14 protein-coding genes are annotated in these 16,694 nt (G+C 60.4%); 10 read left to right on the top strand and 4 right to left on the bottom strand.

Annotation, left to right across the window (positions count from 1 at the left end):
- Positions 1-282 precede the first annotated feature (282 nt).
- A complete protein-coding gene (locus ACR0KX_RS10450) occupies positions 283-1,044 on the top strand; it encodes an NAD kinase (RefSeq protein WP_170622090.1) in 762 nt (253 codons plus the stop codon).
- 257 nt (positions 1,045-1,301) lie between these two features.
- Here ACR0KX_RS10450 and ACR0KX_RS10445 read toward each other — a convergent pair whose 3' ends face one another.
- The 3 genes from ACR0KX_RS10445 to ACR0KX_RS10435 all read right to left on the bottom strand — a co-directional run bounded on the left by ACR0KX_RS10445 (position 1,302) and on the right by ACR0KX_RS10435 (position 7,242).
- A complete protein-coding gene (locus ACR0KX_RS10445; RefSeq protein WP_170622089.1) occupies positions 1,302-2,738 on the bottom strand; it encodes an amidase family protein in 1,437 nt (478 codons plus the stop codon).
- A gap of 77 nt (positions 2,739-2,815) precedes the next feature.
- Complete coding sequence (gene prpE, locus ACR0KX_RS10440) at positions 2,816-4,705, bottom strand: propionate-CoA ligase PrpE (protein ID WP_170449321.1); 1,890 nt, start codon at positions 4,703-4,705, stop codon at positions 2,816-2,818.
- Positions 4,706-4,968: 263 nt separating this feature from the next.
- Positions 4,969-7,242, bottom strand: coding sequence for an NADP-dependent malic enzyme (locus tag ACR0KX_RS10435; protein ID WP_170449323.1), 2,274 nt, complete (start codon positions 7,240-7,242; stop codon positions 4,969-4,971).
- A 279-nt stretch (positions 7,243-7,521) separates the two neighbouring features.
- On the opposite strand from ACR0KX_RS10435, the gene ACR0KX_RS10430 reads away from it, so the two are divergent.
- The 7 genes from ACR0KX_RS10430 (at position 7,522) to upp (ending at position 13,816) form a co-directional block, all read left to right on the top strand.
- Positions 7,522-8,154 (top strand): hypothetical protein, encoded by a 633-nt coding sequence (locus ACR0KX_RS10430; protein ID WP_170622088.1) that lies wholly within the window; start codon positions 7,522-7,524, stop codon positions 8,152-8,154.
- On the top strand, positions 8,099-9,199 hold the full coding sequence (locus tag ACR0KX_RS10425; RefSeq protein ID WP_170622087.1) for a cupin domain-containing protein: 1,101 nt from the start codon (positions 8,099-8,101) through the stop codon (positions 9,197-9,199). Before ACR0KX_RS10430 ends, ACR0KX_RS10425 begins: the two co-directional genes overlap by 56 nt.
- 92 nt (positions 9,200-9,291) lie before the next feature.
- Positions 9,292-9,684: a cytidine deaminase gene (locus ACR0KX_RS10420; RefSeq protein WP_170622086.1), complete on the top strand. Its 393-nt coding sequence runs from the start codon at positions 9,292-9,294 to the stop codon at positions 9,682-9,684.
- A 4-nt stretch (positions 9,685-9,688) separates the two neighbouring features.
- Positions 9,689-10,996: a thymidine phosphorylase gene (locus ACR0KX_RS10415; protein ID WP_170622085.1), complete on the top strand. Its 1,308-nt coding sequence runs from the start codon at positions 9,689-9,691 to the stop codon at positions 10,994-10,996.
- Positions 10,993-12,204 (top strand): phosphopentomutase, encoded by a 1,212-nt coding sequence (locus ACR0KX_RS10410; protein WP_170449333.1) that lies wholly within the window; start codon positions 10,993-10,995, stop codon positions 12,202-12,204. The genes ACR0KX_RS10415 and ACR0KX_RS10410 overlap by 4 nt, the downstream gene beginning before the upstream one ends.
- The gene (locus ACR0KX_RS10405) at positions 12,201-13,187 is read left to right on the top strand and encodes an adenosine deaminase (protein WP_170622084.1); all 987 of its coding nucleotides are present in this window, start codon (positions 12,201-12,203) and stop codon (positions 13,185-13,187) included. Before ACR0KX_RS10410 ends, ACR0KX_RS10405 begins: the two co-directional genes overlap by 4 nt.
- Entirely contained in the window at positions 13,184-13,816 is a 633-nt protein-coding gene (upp, locus tag ACR0KX_RS10400; RefSeq protein WP_170524854.1) for a uracil phosphoribosyltransferase, read from the top strand. The genes ACR0KX_RS10405 and upp overlap by 4 nt, the downstream gene beginning before the upstream one ends.
- A 6-nt stretch (positions 13,817-13,822) precedes the next feature.
- On the opposite strand, the gene ACR0KX_RS10395 is transcribed toward upp, so the two are convergent.
- Entirely contained in the window at positions 13,823-14,836 is a 1,014-nt protein-coding gene (locus ACR0KX_RS10395) for a hypothetical protein (RefSeq protein WP_170449339.1), read from the bottom strand.
- 88 nt (positions 14,837-14,924) lie between these two features.
- On the opposite strand from ACR0KX_RS10395, the gene ACR0KX_RS10390 reads away from it, so the two are divergent.
- Positions 14,925-15,899 carry a DMT family transporter gene (locus ACR0KX_RS10390; RefSeq protein ID WP_480708400.1) on the top strand — a complete coding sequence of 325 codons (975 nt, stop codon included), beginning with the start codon at positions 14,925-14,927 and terminating at the stop codon, positions 15,897-15,899.
- Positions 15,857-16,552 carry a sulfotransferase family 2 domain-containing protein gene (locus ACR0KX_RS10385; protein WP_480708383.1) on the top strand — a complete coding sequence of 232 codons (696 nt, stop codon included), beginning with the start codon at positions 15,857-15,859 and terminating at the stop codon, positions 16,550-16,552. Before ACR0KX_RS10390 ends, ACR0KX_RS10385 begins: the two co-directional genes overlap by 43 nt.
- The last annotated feature ends 142 nt before the right edge of the window (positions 16,553-16,694 follow it).

Here is a 16,694-nt window from a genome sequence, read left to right as displayed (position 1 = left end):
ACTCGATCTCGTCGCGCTGGCGGCCCAGCTCGGATGTGATCGAGCCGAAAAGTTCCGGGTCGCGGTCGGACAGGGATTGGGTGAAAAAGCCCGTATCACGAAGGTTGGCGTTCATTTGCGCTCCATAGACTGGGGTAAAAACTTGCGGATTTCCTATCGGAAACCCACCATCGGCAAAAGGCATAAAGCGACGATTTGGCCCGCTGCGGCGTCAAGTCTGGCCTATTGAGGAAAGGTATGTTTGTTTCGGAACCAAATGTGTAGCACCGGAAACCAGACCCAATGAAAAAAAGAATCGCCTTCCTCGCCAGTGAGGCCGAGATGGCGCAGGACGCCCGCGATCGCCTGATTGAACAATATGGCAATGCCGCCCCGCGCGACGCCGAGGTGGTGGTTGCCCTGGGCGGTGACGGTTTCATGTTGCGCACGTTGAAGAACATGCAGCATCTCGACGCGCCGGTATACGGTATGAATCGCGGAACAATCGGGTTCCTGATGAACAATTTCCACGAAGAGGACCTGATGGCCCGCCTTGCAGATGCGCAGGAAGAGGTCATCAACCCGCTGGCCATGCGGGCCATGGACCAATCGGGAAAGCTGCACGAGGCATTGGCGATCAACGAGGTCTCACTGCTGCGCGCAGGCCCGCAGGCCGCACGGTTGAAAATCAGCGTCGATGGGCGCGAGCGGATGGCGGAACTGGTCTGCGACGGCGCGCTTCTGTCCACGCCTGCCGGTTCGACTGCGTATAACTACTCGGCCCATGGTCCGATTCTGCCAATCGGAGCAGACGTCCTTGCCTTGACCGCAATTGCCGCATTCCGGCCGCGCCGCTGGCGGGGGGCATTGCTGCCGAAGATTGCCAACGTTCGATTCGACGTTCTGGACGCAGACAAACGCCCCGTCATGGCCGACGCCGATTCCATTTCATTCCCGGATATCGACTGGGTTGAGATTCGGTCAGAGCCTGCAATCACCCATCGCATCCTGTTTGACCCGGGGCATGGTCTGGAAGAGCGCTTAATCTCTGAGCAATTCACCTAAACTGCGATTTTTTTAGATTTATTTTCTCTTGTGTGAAGAAGTTCACACGGCATTCGTTACGGATTGGCTAATCTAACCGTGCTCGGAGATCACGCTATGGTGGGAGTGAGTGGCCACCTGTACGGCGTTTTCGAATGATTGCGTAAATTTCGCGCTGGCGAGGGTGGGTGGTGCTACGCTCGTCATCAGAAATCCGGGCATATTTAAGCAGCTGGACCCCGGGCCCAATAACCCGGGGTCTATTTTGTTTGGGGCGGTTACCCGTCTGAAAGCCTGTCCCATAGTGGCAGACACATCTGCCCGACACGTTCTTCGATGGCGGCGGCAGCGTCCACGGCCAGATCTTCGCGCCAGCGCCGCGCGGCAATCTGGACATTGATGGGCTGCGGACCTTTCGGCAACTGAGCCAGACGGGCAGGGACGCAGGCGGCGGGCAGGCCCAGAAAGTTCATCGCGTAGGAATAAACGGCGCAGCCCAGAACCTCATGCACGCCTTCGGCCCCTTCGGTGTCGCGGTCCGGCTTGAAGAAGGGTTGCGGCAGGAAGGGCGACAGGACCAGCGGGTAATCCTGTAGAAACAGCGACCATTCGCGCGCATAATGGCTGCGTTTGGCCAGCATCCTAAGCAACTCGGTTTCGACGATAGGCGGGAATTCCTGAAAATAGACGTCGAAGATGTACTGAATGGTCTGAGAGCCCGCAGCCTCGACATCCGACTTCATCAGCGTCAGCACTTCGCCCATCAACGAGCGATAGCCAATCCGCCCGCACTCAAAGACATCGGGCGGATCGATTTCTTCCACCAGATACCCGGCATCCGTCAGCGCGTCGCGCGCGGTGTCCAGCGCCTTTTCGACCTCGGGGTGAAGGGCATAGCCAAAAGTGTTTTTGGTAAAGGCAACTTTGATCGGCCCTTCCAGATCGTCCCCGCGCCAAGGCATCGGCACGTGGAAAGGGTCTCGCGCGTCGGGCGCGATCAGGCTGGGCATCGACAGGTGCAGATCCGCGGCGGACCGGGTCAACAGCCCTTGCACCGACATGGATTGGGCCAGCGATCCGCGCTCGGCCTTTTGGCTGGGGTTCCAGGCGGGTACGCGACCCAGGCCGGGCTTGACCGTAACTGCGCCATTGGCGGCGGCGGGAAACCTGAGGCTGCCACCGATGTCATTGCCGTGACCCAGCGCGCCGATACCCGCCATCACGGCAGCACCGGCCCCACCAGACGATCCCCCGGGCGAGATATGCTGACCCCAGGGGTTATGGGTGCGCCCGTATAGCGGGTTGTCCGTATCGGCGCGGAAGGAAAACTCTGGCGTGTTCGTGCGACCGATCACAATGGCCCCAGCCTTTTGCAGGTTCGACACAACCGGGGCGTCATCCGGCGCGATCACGTCCTTCAACGCGACCACGCCGTTTGTGGTGGCGTGGCCCTTTTGATCGACATTAACTTTGATCGTTACCGGAACGCCGAACAGCGGGCCGGGATCTTCGCCCGTTGCGCGCGCCCGATCCAGATCTCGGGCACGGCCAAGCGCCTGATCGCTCAGGTCTTCGACCACCGCATTGAGGCTGGGATTGACCGCATGCATCCGATCAATCGCGGCTTGTGTTGCGGCTTCGGCGCTCAAGTCGCCGCTGCGGGTCAGCTGTGTCAACTCGGTGGCGCTGAGACGCCAGATATCGCTTTGTGTCATAGGCCCTCACTGTTTGATCGTGACAGTAGGGGGCCTGTGTCAGGTTGCAAGGGGGGACGGCGCGGGCCGCCCCGGACTTACTGAGCGTATCCGATGGTTTGCAGGGCCGCTTTGATCTCGTCCAGAATGGCCGGATCATCAATGGTTGCAGGCATCTTGTAGTCCTGCCCGTCGGCAATCGACACCATGGTGCCGCGCAGGATCTTGCCCGAGCGGGTTTTGGGCAAACGATCCACCACGACCGCCAGCTTGAAGGCCGCGACCGGCCCGATCTTGTCGCGAACCATCTTGACGACCTCCTGAACCACGTCGCCATGATCGCGTGCGGCACCCGCATTCAGACACAGGAAACCCACCGGCATCTGGCCTTTCAGCTGATCCGAGACCCCAATCACTGCGCATTCCGCGACGTCGGGGTGGGCGGCCAGTACCTCCTCCATTCCGCCGGTCGACAGGCGGTGGCCAGCCACGTTGATCACATCGTCGGTGCGCGCCATGATATAGAGGTATCCATCCTCGTCGATCATGCCTGCGTCGCCGGTTTCGTAGTATCCGGGGAAGTGTTCCAGATAGGATTTCCGGAAACGGTCCTCGGCATTCCACAGCGTTGGCAACGTGCCGGGGGGGAGGGGGAGTTTCACGGCAATCGCGCCCAACTCACCCGGTTTCATCGGGTGGCCGCCCTCGTCCAGGATTTGCACATCATAGCCGGGCATCGGTTTGGCGGGCGAGCCAAGTTTGGTCGGCAATTCCTCGATCCCCAATGGGTTGCCAGCAATGGTCCATCCGGTTTCGGTCTGCCACCAGTGGTCGATCACCGGAACCTTCAGCGCGTCCTGGGCCCAGATGATCGTATCGGGGTCAGCGCGTTCGCCCGCCAGATACAGCGCGCGCAAGCCGGACAGGTCATATTTGGCCAGCATCTCGCCTTTGGGGTCCTCGCGCTTGACGGCGCGGATGGCGGTGGGGGCGGTGAAAAAGCTACGGACATTGTGTTCCGAGATCACCCGCCAGAAGGTGCCCGCGTCGGGGGTGCCGACAGGTTTGCCTTCGAACACGATGGTGGTGTTGCCGTGGATCAGCGGGGCATAGCAGATGTAGGAATGCCCCACGACCCAGCCCACATCCGAGGCCGCCCAGAACACATCGCCCGGATCGACATTGTAGATGTTCTTCATCGACCAGTTCAGCGCAACCAGATGCCCGGCGGTTGGTCGCACAACCCCTTTCGGCGCACCCGTGGTACCCGAGGTATAGAGGATATAGGCCGGATCATTGCCCGCAACCGGCACGCATTCCGCCGGTTCAACGCCGTATTGGAAGCCGTGCCAATTGAAGTCGCGTCCTTCAATCAGTTGCGCAACCTCTTGTTCACGCTGGAAAATCACGCAGAACTCGGGCTTGTGCTTTGCCATGTCGATGGCGCCGTCCAGCAGGGGTTTGTAGTGCACCACGCGGCCCGGCTCCATCCCGCATGAGGCGGCGATGATCGCCTTGGGCTGTGCGTCATCGATGCGGACGGCCAGTTCGTTGCTGGCAAAACCGCCGAACACCACCGAATGCACGGCACCCAGTCGGGCGCAGGCCAGCATCGCCTCAAGCGCTTCGGGGATCATCGGCATATAGATGATGACCCGGTCGCCCTTTTCGATGCCCTTGGCCCGCAACGCCCCGGCCAGGGTGGCGACGCGGTTGCGCAGCTCGACATATGAGATCTCGCGCTTGGTATGGGTGATCGGGCTGTCATAGATAATGGCGGTCTGCTCGCCGCGCCCGTTTTCGACGTGGCGGTCGACGGCGTTCCAGCAGGTATTGACCTGCGCGTCACTGAACCATTCATAAAGCGGGGCGTTATCGTCAAACAGCGCTTTGCTCGGAGGTTTGTCCCAATCGATCCCTTTTGCAGCGTCCATCCAGAACGCCTCGGGGTCGTTTTTCCAGCTATCGTAAACGTCCTGATATGCCATTTTGTCTTCCTCCCAAAGCACTGAGCACGTTGTTAGGTATCCGCCGCGTATCAAACAAGCGGCGCTTGTGACGCCGCGTCAGTTTATCGCAAAATCTTTGCAGTTCGGTTCGGAATGATCTGCAAATTATTGCAAACCCGTTTGGTTTTTTGGGCTTAGTTGAATAACCTTGCGGAAATTGCAAATTTGTTAACTTTTCTGTGCAAAGGCGACGACTCGCCGAACGCCAAAGCAGGCGTTCGGCTTCATAATCGCGCATCGCATCAGCCGTAATGTGCGACTGGGGTGCCGGCGATGGCCGCCATGTTCAGCAACCCGCGCGCTGTGATCGACGGTGTCACGATATGGGCTTTGTTTCCCATACCCATCAGAATCGGACCAACCTCGATCCCGTCGGCTTTCATCTTCAGAATGTTCCGCACTCCGCTTGCCGCATCGGCATGGGCAAAGACCAACACATTTGCCGCCCCTTCCAAACGCGAGGCCGGGAAGATCCGGGCCCTGAGCTCCGGGTCCAGCGCGGCATCAAGGTTCATCTCGCCTTCGTAGATGAAATCTCTTGGTCGCTGATCGAGTATTTCGATGGCAGCACGCAGGCGTTTGCCCGAGCCTTCGGCCTGATTGCCGAACTGAGATTGCGAACAGAAGGCGATTTTGGGCTCCAGCCCGAAACGCCGCACATGGCGGGCCGCGCCTATGGTGGATTCGGCCAGTTCCTCGGGCGTTGGCAATTGCCGGACATGGGTGTCGGCAATGAACAGGGGGCCGTCTTCCAGAATCATCAGCGACAGCGCGCCATGCGGACGCAGGTCGCCCTTGTTCAGCACCTGCTCGACATAGTTCAGGTGCCAGCGATATTCGCCGAACGTGCCGCAGATCATGCTGTCCGCTTCCCCCCGGTGCACCATGATCGCCCCAATGGCGGTTGTATTGGTGCGCATGATGGCCTTGGCCAGATCCGGCGTCACGCCCCGGCGTTGCATGATCTTGTGGTACGAGCTCCAATAGTCGTAATAGCGCGGGTCGTTCTCCGGGTTCACGATCTGACAGTCCTTGCCGGGGCGGATGGTCAGGCCCAGCCGGTCGCAGCGGGCATCGATCACCTCGGGCCGTCCGATCAGGATCGGTGTTTCGGTGGTTTCTTCCAGAACGGCCTGCGCGGCACGCAGGACCCGTTCATCCTCGCCTTCGGCAAACACGATCCGGCGCGAGGCTGCAGCGGCGGCTTCGAACACAGGCCGCATCAGCAGGGCGGATTTGAAGACGGTCTGGTTCAGCTTTTCCCTGTAGGCATCCAGATCCTTGATCGGACGTTTGGCAACGCCGCTGTCCATCGCTGCGCGCGCCACAGCCGAGGACACAACGCCCACCAGACGCGGATCAAAGGGTTTGGGGATCAGATAGTCCGGGCCGAAATTCAGCTGCTCGCCCTTATAAGCAGCGGCAGCCTCGGCGCTGGTGGTGGCGCGGGCCATTTCGGCGATACCATCGACGCAGGCGATTTGCATCTCGTCATTGATCTCGGTCGCGCCAACGTCCAGCGCGCCGCGGAAGATGAACGGAAAGCACAGGACGTTGTTCACCTGATTGGGAAAATCGCTGCGCCCTGTGGCGATGATCGCATCCGGCGCGACCTCGCGCGCGGCTTGGGGCAGAATTTCCGGGGTCGGGTTGGCCAACGCGAAGATGATCGGCTGATCGGCCATTCGGCTGACCATTTCGGGCTTCAGAACGTTCGGGCCGCTGAGACCCAGAAACAGATCGGCCCCATCGATCACGTCGTCCAGCGTGCGCAGGTCGGATTTCTGCGCGAACTGATCCTTGTGCGGGTTCATATCCTCTTCGCGGCCCTCATAGACCAGCCCGTGAATGTCGCACAGCCAGATGTTTTCGCGCTTCACGCCAAGCTTGACCAACATGCTCAGACACGCGATGCCCGCCGCGCCACCGCCGGTCGAGACGATCTTGATGTCCTCGAAGGACTTGCCGGCGACGTGCAACGCGTTTTTGGCGGCTGCTCCGACCACAATGGCCGTGCCATGCTGGTCGTCGTGAAAGACGGGGATGTTCATACGCTCGCGGCACAGTTTTTCGACGACAAAGCAATCCGGGGCCTTGATGTCTTCCAGATTGATTGCGCCGAACGTGGGTTCAAGCGCGCAGACGATATCGGCCAGCTTTTCCGGGTCGGGCTGATCCACTTCGATGTCGAAACAGTCGATTCCGGCGAATTTCTTGAACAGGACCGCCTTACCCTCCATCACCGGCTTCGAGGCCAGCGCGCCGATATTGCCCAGCCCCAGAACAGCCGTTCCGTTCGACACCACTGCCACCAGATTCCCGCGCGAGGTATAAAGCTCCGCGTTCGACGCATCGGCCTTGATCTCAAGGCTCGCCTCGGCCACGCCGGGCGAATAGGCGCGGGCCAGATCGCGACCATTGGCCATTGGCTTTGTGGCCTTGATCTCAAGCTTTCCGGGTTTTGGATGGGCGTGATAGTCAAGCGCGGCTTGTCTTTGGCTGCGTGAGTCAGACATCAGCGATACGGCTCCCTTCTGGTATCTAACCGTGTGGTAAACGAGTTTTTCCGGCTTGGCTACGTTGCGTCACCTATCACAGCTTGATGTCTCTTAATCCGGGCTTGGTTGATTTCCGTTGTAAAATATTTACATTCGGCCAAATCCACTCACTCAAACTGCCGAACCAGCAGAACCAAGATAGGCATGACTTTCAGCACTGAAACCAAAGCAGAGCGTTTGACTCTGCCCGTTCGATTTGCACCCGCAACCGGCGTTGCGGTGACCCATTGTGTCATGTTGGCGACGCTGCTGTTTTGCGTGGTTGGGATACTGTGGCCAACCTGGGCGATTACGCATGTTAATGAAGGCGGGATTGTCGAGATTGCATCGGCTGTGATGCTTTTCGGTGCGGCTGTGGCGGCGTTGGTAACTTTGAAAGGGTTGCCGCGAGTGTATATTTCGCTGGGCTGTTTCCTTCTGGCCGAGCGAGAGATCGACACCGAGATCTTCGCCGCAGACAGCTCGCTTGCGGCTGTATTCAACGCGATTGACAACATGCTCGATCCCACTTGGGTGCGGGTGGTTCTGGGTCTGGTTCTGCTATTTGGTGTGGTCTGGCACGGGATCCCAACAATCTGGAAAGCCCGCAAGGCCCGTGCGCCATTCCTTACCGTTTTCGCTTTGGCAGTGTTGGCTGTCGTCGTGGCGCAAGTCGTGGATCAGGTCGCACGGCCCAAATATACGGACTTTTCCCAACTGACGCTGATGCGTCTCTTTGTTGTGGAAGAAACGCTCGAGCTATTGTTTTCGATTGGCATTTTCGCTTCGGTTCTGATCGGATGGCGTAAACACCAACAGCACGAGACACTGCCCGATGCGCCCTTTGCGTTCGAACCAGACGATAGCCGAGTTCCGCTTACCAACGAATGAGCTAAGGGACGACATCCCGTTTTACACCAAGGTTCTGGGGATGCGGATGGACATGATCTATCCCGCAGACGATCCGCGGACTGCCGTATTTTCAGGTCATGGGTTGCGTCTGCGCATCGAAAAAGATGCGCCTGAAGGTGCCGGAACGCTTCGCATCCTGACCGAAGACCCCGATGCATTTGCCGGCGGCGAAAGGGTTTTGATCGCGCCAAACGGAACCCGAATCGAGATTGAAGACCGCGACCCGCCGCTGGTCATGCCCGAAACGGTCCATTCCTTTGTCGTCCGTCGCCTTAAAGATCAGGCCCCGTGGATCATCGGGCGGGCTGGCATGCATTACCGTGATCTGGTGCCGGATCGTCTGGGCGGCTCGATCATCGCCAGCCATATCCGCATCCCCGACGGCGGGCCGGTGCCGGATATGGTGCATTTCCACAAGGTGGGCTTTCAGCTGATCTTCTGCATCCATGGTTGGGTCGATGTTGTCTATGAGGATCAGGGTGACAAGATGCGCCTGACCGCCGGGGATTGCTTTATCCAGCCCCCGGAAATCCGCCACCGTGTGTTGGAAGCCTCGGACAACGTGCAGGTGATCGAGATCGGCGTTCCGGCCGAGCATGTCACCGAGATTGATCATGAGATGGAGTTGCCGACGCCTCATTTGCGTCCGGACCGGGAATGGCAGGGCCAACGCTTTGTCTACAATCAGGCCAAGGATGCCGAGTGGATACCCTTCCGGCTGCCGGGCTATGTTTGCCGCGACACGACGATTGCCGAAAACACCAAAGGCGTGGCCGGGGTACAGGTCATCCGCCGTGGGCAGGGGGACCCGGTTTGGGCCAGCCATGATACCGACATTCACTTTACCTTCGTCATGACCGGAGAGGTTACGTTGGAAGGCGAAGGGCGCGAGCCATACCGGCTGGAACAGGGGGATGCCTTTGTTATTCCGCCGGGAATGCGCACGCGGCTGGCGGACCCGTCCGAGGATATCGAATTGCTGGAAGTGACATTACCGGGAACCTTCAACACAATGCTGGAATAGGCGAAAAACACATGCTGGGGGCTTCAACTTCCCCGGCGCTTGCTATTAGGGTACGTTTTTCTGACCAACTGATCAAAAATTGGGGAATCGCCATGTCGCTCAAAGATGCTGCCCTGAAGGTTCGCGAAAACGCCCATGCGCCTTATTCGAACTTCAAGGTGGGCGCGGCGATCCTGTCCGGGTCCGGCACTCTGTATGTTGGCTGCAACGTCGAAAACGTGGCTTATCCCGAAGGCACCTGTGCCGAAGCAGGGGCGATAGCCGCCATGGTTGCCTCAGGTGAGACCGAACTGGCCGAGGTCTACGTCGTGGCCCAAAGCCCACAACCAGTACCGCCCTGCGGGGGGTGCCGTCAGAAACTGGCCGAGTTCGGTGGGCGCGACGTGAAGGTCACTCTGGCGACGACCGGCGGGATGGAACTGGAAACCACCATCGGTGATCTTCTGCCGGGCGCGTTCGACGCGTCCCATATGCAGGACGCCTGAGCCAATGGATGCCCGCTCGATCATCGCAAAACTGCGCCGGCATGAGGTGCCGACCAGCGAAGACCTGTCATGGTTTGCACAAGGTCTGGCCGATGGCGGGGTCAGCGATGCGCAGGCAGGGGCCTTTGCAATGGCAGTCTGCATGGGCGGGCTGGGCGCGCAGGGACGTGCCGACCTGACCCTAGCCATGCGCGACAGCGGCGATGTCCTGAGTTGGGATTTGGATGGGCCGGTCATCGACAAACACTCGACTGGCGGGGTGGGGGATTGCGTCAGCCTGATACTGGCCCCGGCGCTGGCTGAATGCGGGGCCTATGTTCCGATGATTTCCGGGCGGGGCCTTGGTCATACAGGTGGCACGCTAGACAAGCTTGAGGCCATTCCCGGCGTCACCACGCAGATCGGGCAGGACCGTCTGGCCCAGATTCTGCAGGAGACCGGGGCCGCGATTGTCGGTGCCACAGGTCAGATTGCACCCGCCGACAAGCGGCTTTATGCGATCCGGGATGTCACGGCGACGGTCGAAAGCCTGGACCTGATCACCGCGTCAATCCTGTCCAAGAAACTGGCGGCCAGCCCCGAGGCGCTGGTGCTCGACGTCAAGGTCGGCAGCGGCGCGTTCATGAAAACGCTGGATGAGGCGCGCAAGCTGGCACAGGCCCTGACCGAGACCGCGAATGCGGCAGGGTGCCGGACCTCGGCCGTGATCACTGATATGCATCAACCCTTGGCCCCGGCGCTGGGCAATGCGCTGGAAGTGGCTGAGGTGATGAATGTTCTGACAAATGCGCATTACGCGCCGCTGGCCGAAATTTCGGCCGAGTTGGGTGGCGTATTGCTGGCCGATGCGGGCATGGTCGCCACGGCTGATGAGGGGCGCGGCAAGATCACCGACGTCATCCGCGACGGGCGCGCCGCTGAGCGGTTTGGCCGCATGATGGCCGCTGTCGGCGGGCCACTGCAGCTCGTCGAAAACTGGTCACGCTTCCTGCCCGAAGCCAGCGTGATCCTTGAGGTTCAAGCCCCGCGCGGTGGGTATATCAATGCGATAAATGGCGAGGCATTGGGCCTTGCCGTGGTTGCCTTGGGCGGTGGTCGGCAGGTCGAAAGTGACGTGATCGACCCGGCGGTCGGTATGTCCGGCATTGTCCGGCTGGGCGACAAAGTCGACAAAGGCGCGCCCTTGGCCGTGGTGCATGCTGCGCGTGAAGACGCCGCGCGGCAGGCCGCAGATACGATTCTGCAAGCCATCTCGATCGGCGATGATGCACCGATGACCCCGACGCTGGTTCATGAAAGGATCACCGCATGAGCCGGGCTTTTCTGGTCGTCATGGACTCGGTCGGCATCGGCGGCGCGCCGGATGCTGGCCAGTATTTCAATGGCGACGTGCCGGACACTGGGGCCAACACGGTCGCACATATCGCGCAGGCCTGTGCCGAGGGTCGCGCCGAGGACGGGCGCTCTGGCCCGCTAGACCTGCCCAATCTGGACGCGTTGGGCCTTGGTGCTGCGGCGCGTCTGGCGTCGGGGGAGGATACGCCGGGGCTTGATGCTGATCCTTCGGGCCTCTGGGGATGCGCGCGCGAACGTTCGCCGGGCAAGGACACGCCCTCGGGCCATTGGGAACTGGCCGGGCTGCCCGTACCGTGGGATTGGCACTATTTCCCCGACACCACCCCGGCCTTTCCCGCTGATCTGAGCCGCGCCGCAGCCGAGGCGGCGGGCGCCGATGGCATTTTGGGCGACTGCCACGCCTCGGGTACCGCGATCATCGCGGAACTGGGGGCCGAACATATGCGCACCGGCTGGCCGATTTGCTACACCTCTGCCGACAGCGTGTTCCAGATCGCCGCGCATGAAGGCAGCTTTGGCCTCGACCGTCTGCTTGAGATGTGCCGGACGCTCGCGCCGCGTTTGCACCAGATGAAAGTGGGTCGGGTGATTGCACGGCCCTTTGTCGGATCGCCTGAGGACGGTTTCACCCGCACCACTAACCGGAAGGATTTCGCGATCCTGCCGCCTGCTCCGGTGCTGACCAATTGGGTGCAGGATGCCGGGCGCAAGGTGCATGCGGTAGGCAAGATCGGCGACATCTTTTCGATGCAAGGGATCGACACGCTGCGCAAAGGTTCGGACGCCGAGTTGATGAGGCACCTGTCCGATCTGGTGGACCACGCCGAAGAGGGCAGCCTGACCTTCGCCAATTTCGTCGAATTCGACAGCCTCTATGGTCACCGCCGCGACATTAGCGGCTATGCGCGGGCTCTGGAATGGTTCGACCGGGAAATCGGCGTGATCCTGCAAAAGCTGCGCCCGGACGACCTGCTGCTGCTGACCGCCGATCACGGCAACGATCCCAGCTGGACCGGAACCGACCACACGCGCGAACAGGTGCCTGTTATGGTCGCTGGAAAAGGCAGCGGCCAGATCGGGCAAATCGCATTCGCCGACGTCGCCACCAGCATTGCCCATCACCTGAACGTACCGGCGCAAGGGCCGGGGAGAAGCTTTCTATGACCGTTGCGGATCTGCCCAAAATCGAATTGCACCTGCACCACGAAGGCGCGGCCCCGCCCGCCTTTATCCGCCAACTCGCCCATGAAAAGCGCGTTGACCTGAGCGGGATTTTCAAACCTGACGGCAGCTATGACTTTCGTGATTTCGCCCATTTCCTCAGCGTGTATGAGGCCGCTTGTGAGGTTCTCAAAACGCCCGAGGATTTCCGCCGTCTGACGCTGGCGATACTTGAAGAAAGCGCCGCAAATGGTATTGTTTATTCAGAAACCTTTCTCAGCCCGGATTTCTGCGGCGGCGGGGATCTTCATGCCTGGCGTGACTATCTGACGGCCATTCAGGACGCCGCTGACGAGGCTGAGCGCAAGTTTGGCATCACCCTGCGCGGCGTCGTCACCTGTGTCCGTCATTTCGGACCAGAACAGGCCAAACGCAGCGCCCATTGCGCGGCGGAAACCGCAGGCGACTGGATCACCGGGTTTGGCATGGGCGGCAACGAATCCGTGGGCACCCAGGGGGATTTCAAATGGGCCTTCGACTGCGCCCGCGAGGCGGGTTTGCGTCTCACCACCCATGCGGGCGAGTTTGGCGGCCCGGAAAGTGTCCGCGATGCGATCCGCGACCTTGGTGTGGAACGCGTCGGCCACGGGGTGCGCGCGATTGAAGATCCTGACCTTGTGCACGAAATTACCGACCGTGGTATCACGCTAGAGGTCTGTCCGGGATCAAACGTGGTCCTTGGCCTGTTTCCCGATTTCGCAGACCACCCGATTGCAAGGCTGCGCGATGCAGGCGTCAACGTAACCGTTTCCACCGACGATCCGCCCTTTTTTCATACCACCATGCGGCGCGAATATGAGATGCTGCACGCAGCCTTCGGCTGGGACGCCGAAGACTTTGCTGCGCTGAATGAAACAGCCCTGAACGCGGCTTTTTGTGACGAAGACACCCGCGCGCGGGTCAAGAAAAGACTGGAGAACTCATGAGCGATCACCTGACCGTCGTCGACCACCCGCTGGTGCAACACAAGCTGACGCTCATGCGGGACAAGGGCACCTCGACCGCCGTGTTCCGGCAGTTGCTGCGCGAGATCACGCTGCTGTTGGCTTATGAGATCACGCGGGAAATGCCGCTGACGACGCGGCATATCGAAACCCCGATGGAGGAGATGGACGCCCCCATTCTGGCCGGCAAGAAGCTGGCGCTGGTCTCGATCCTGCGGGCGGGCAACGGGATGCTGGATGGGGTTCTGGAATTGATCCCCTCGGCACGGGTGGGATTTGTCGGCCTATATCGCGATGAAGAAACGCTGAAACCCGTTCAGTACTACTTCAAGGCCCCCGAGGGGCTGAAAGACCGTCTGGTCATCGCCGTGGACCCGATGCTGGCCACCGGCAACAGCTCTGCCGCCGCGATTGATCTGCTGAAAGAGCAGGGCGCGACCGATATTCGCTTTCTCTGCCTGCTGGCCGCACCCGAAGGTGTCGAACGCATGAAAGAGGCGCATCCAGATGTGCATATCGTCACCGCCGCGCTGGATCGCGAGTTGAACTCGAAAGGCTATATCATGCCCGGTCTCGGTGATGCCGGGGACCGGATGTTCGGCACCAAGTAAGGCGGATCACTCGCCGCAGATATTCTGTAGCCGGACCCAATCGCGGTCCGGCAACACCTGTTCCAACGTGCGCCCGGCCATCGGGTCGGCCTCGATCAGGCCCAGCACGGTTTCCCCGGTGATGTCACGTGCATAGGCATAAGGGGTCGAGGGCAGGGCGGCCTGCGCGAACATCGCCAGCAACGCCTCATCCGTGACCGAGGGGCGGGGTTCGGACAAGACCTGTTCGGTATAGCTGTCGACGATCTGAGGCGTCAGCCCTCCGGTTGTCAGCAATCGAAACGCCGAGGACGCGCCCGTCCGGTCCAGCAAATCATCCAGCGGGTCCTGCTGTTCGGACCGCGCCCGTTCTGCAATAACATATCCGGCGGCGACGGCTGGATCCTCATGATCCTCGACCAATGACCGGCTGAGTAGCACGGTACCGCCCGGCAGGCTGAGGCTGTCCTGCACCCCTGCAGGCAGGATGATGATCTGCCGCACGCCGGTCCGTTTCGCCAACCGATCCAATGACGCCTGCGCATCGCGTGAGGTACAGGCACGCCCCGACACACGCTCGATCCGTTTCAGAATCGCGCCGCCGATTTCCTGCCGCTTCACCTCGGGCACGACGGACACCACATGGCTTTGCAGCGCTCCGGGCAGCCACAACAGCATGACCGCCAGAACAGCGGCAACAACGCCCCCAACGCTGAGCCACCGCAGACGCCCGGGATGCGGACGTGCCTTGTCGATGGCGCGTTGCAGCCGGTCGATGGCTTCTAGCATGGTCTTTTCGCTTTCGGCCAGCTCCAGCGTCTCATCCGGGTCGCCATCGGGGTTGAAGATCGCCGGGAAGACGCCCGGATTTTGCCGTTCCAGCGCCGCCAGTGACCAATGCGTCAACGCCCGGTCATTGAAATCCGAGATGGTGAGCGTGGCCTCACCAATCGAGACGACAACCTCGCGCCGTTGTTCATCGGGCGAGGGGCGCCACAGACCGGTGGCTTCGATCCGCTGGTACTGTTTCAGGGCGGTCATCTGGATGGGTTCTGCTCGTATTTCTTTTGCCGCAGCTTAGCACGCCCAAATCGCGTGGCGCAAACTTGTTGCGTCGGGATTGGCAATTGTGCTGGATGGCGGGACGCAGAACAGGAACATGTGGCAGATGCAGGCAGCTAAACCGACCTCACCGATTTTGGCCGCGGCCCTGATGGTCAGTTCCATGGCCATCATCGGGGTTGTGGACAATGTCGTGATTCTGCTGGCCGAGACAATAGGGCTGTGGCAATTCCACCTGAGTCGGGCCGCTTTGATGTTGCCCTTGATCGCAGGGCTGTCGCTGCTGGGCTTTGGCACGCTGCGCCCCAAACGGTTAGGGCCTGTCGTGGTGCGCAGCCTGCTGATCACCACGGCCATGCTGTTCTATTTCGCCTCGCTGGCTTTGATGCCGATTGCGCAGGCGCTGGCCGGGCTGTTTACCTCACCGATCTTTGTGCTTCTGATCTCGGCACTGGGGCTGAAACAACCTATCGGTCCGTGGCGTATCGGGGCAGTGATGATCGGGTTCATCGGCATCCTGTGCGTTTTGCAACCCAACCCAACCGATTTCGACGCCCGAACCCTGTTGCCGGTGGCGGGCGGGTTTTTCTATGCGCTCAGCGCCATTGTCACCCGCAGTCATTGCTCGGACGAAAGCACGGTGGCTCTGCTGGCGAATATGGTGATGACCCTGGGACTGGCAGGCGCAATCGGGTTGGCCTTTTTCACCGCCTTTCCGGTGGATACGCCCGAGGGGCCGGATGGGTTTGTGACCCGAGGGCTGGTCTGGGACTTCCAACCGGCCATCCCGTGGATCGTCGTGCAAGCCGTGGGGTCGACCATCGCGGTCTTCATGCTGATCAAAGCCTATCAGGTGGGCGAGCCGTCCTTTGTTGCCGTATTTGAATATTCGGTGATGATCTTCGGCCCGCTCTTTGCCTGGGTCGCTTTGGGGCAGTCCATCGGCGTGATGCAGGTCTTTGGCATCGGACTGATTGCAACGGCGGGGGCCGTGCTGGGATGGCGCGCCAGTCGCGCAACGGCAGAGCAGGGCGTGGCGTGATCATCTCGACCGGACGCCGTTATGTGTTCGTGCATATCCCCAAGACCGGGGGCACGTCGCTGGCGCTGGCGCTGGAACAGCGGGCGAAGAAGGATGACATTCTGTTGGGTGACACGCCAAAGGCGCTGAAACGGCGACGCCGCGCCAAATCCCTGAACGCGCGCGGGCGCTTGTGGAAGCATTCGACGCTGTCCGATATCGACGGGGTGCTGCCTGCCGGGGCTTTGACCTCGATGTTCGTCTTCACGATGGTGCGAAATCCGTGGGACCGGATGGTGAGCTATTATCATTGGCTGCGGGTACAGAGCTTTGATCACCCGGATGTCGGGCGCGCCAAAGATCTGGATTTCGGGTCGTTTGTCCTGCATCCGTCCACGCTGCGATCCTTTCAGCACCACCCCGCGCGCGCCTATGTGACCATGGCCAACGGGGCCGAAAGATGTGACGCATATATTCGCCTTGAGCGTTTCGCCCAGGACGCGCAGCCTCTGATCGAACATCTCGGGTTTGAGGTGGATTTGCCGCATCTGAACCGGTCACAGAGGGATCGCGATTATCGCGGGTATTATACGACGCAAACAGTGGATGCGGTTGCCCAAGCCTGCGCGGAAGATATTCGGAGATTCGGATATCAGTTCGACGGATCGGGCTAGTAATCGTTTCCGAAAACGGATCAAAAGAAGTATTTATCCTGCATTTGTCTGCAAGATGTGCGCAAAAGGGGCCTCAAAAGGCCCAAATTGGGCGCAAATATGTCAGAAATAAGTCACCCCTCAAAATTCATGCTATCCGTTT

It is taken from the genome of Ruegeria sp. BG5 (assembly GCF_056538425.1).
The sequence above is the reverse complement of the archived record's forward strand: the minus strand, read 5'-3'. Positions and strand labels throughout refer to the sequence as shown.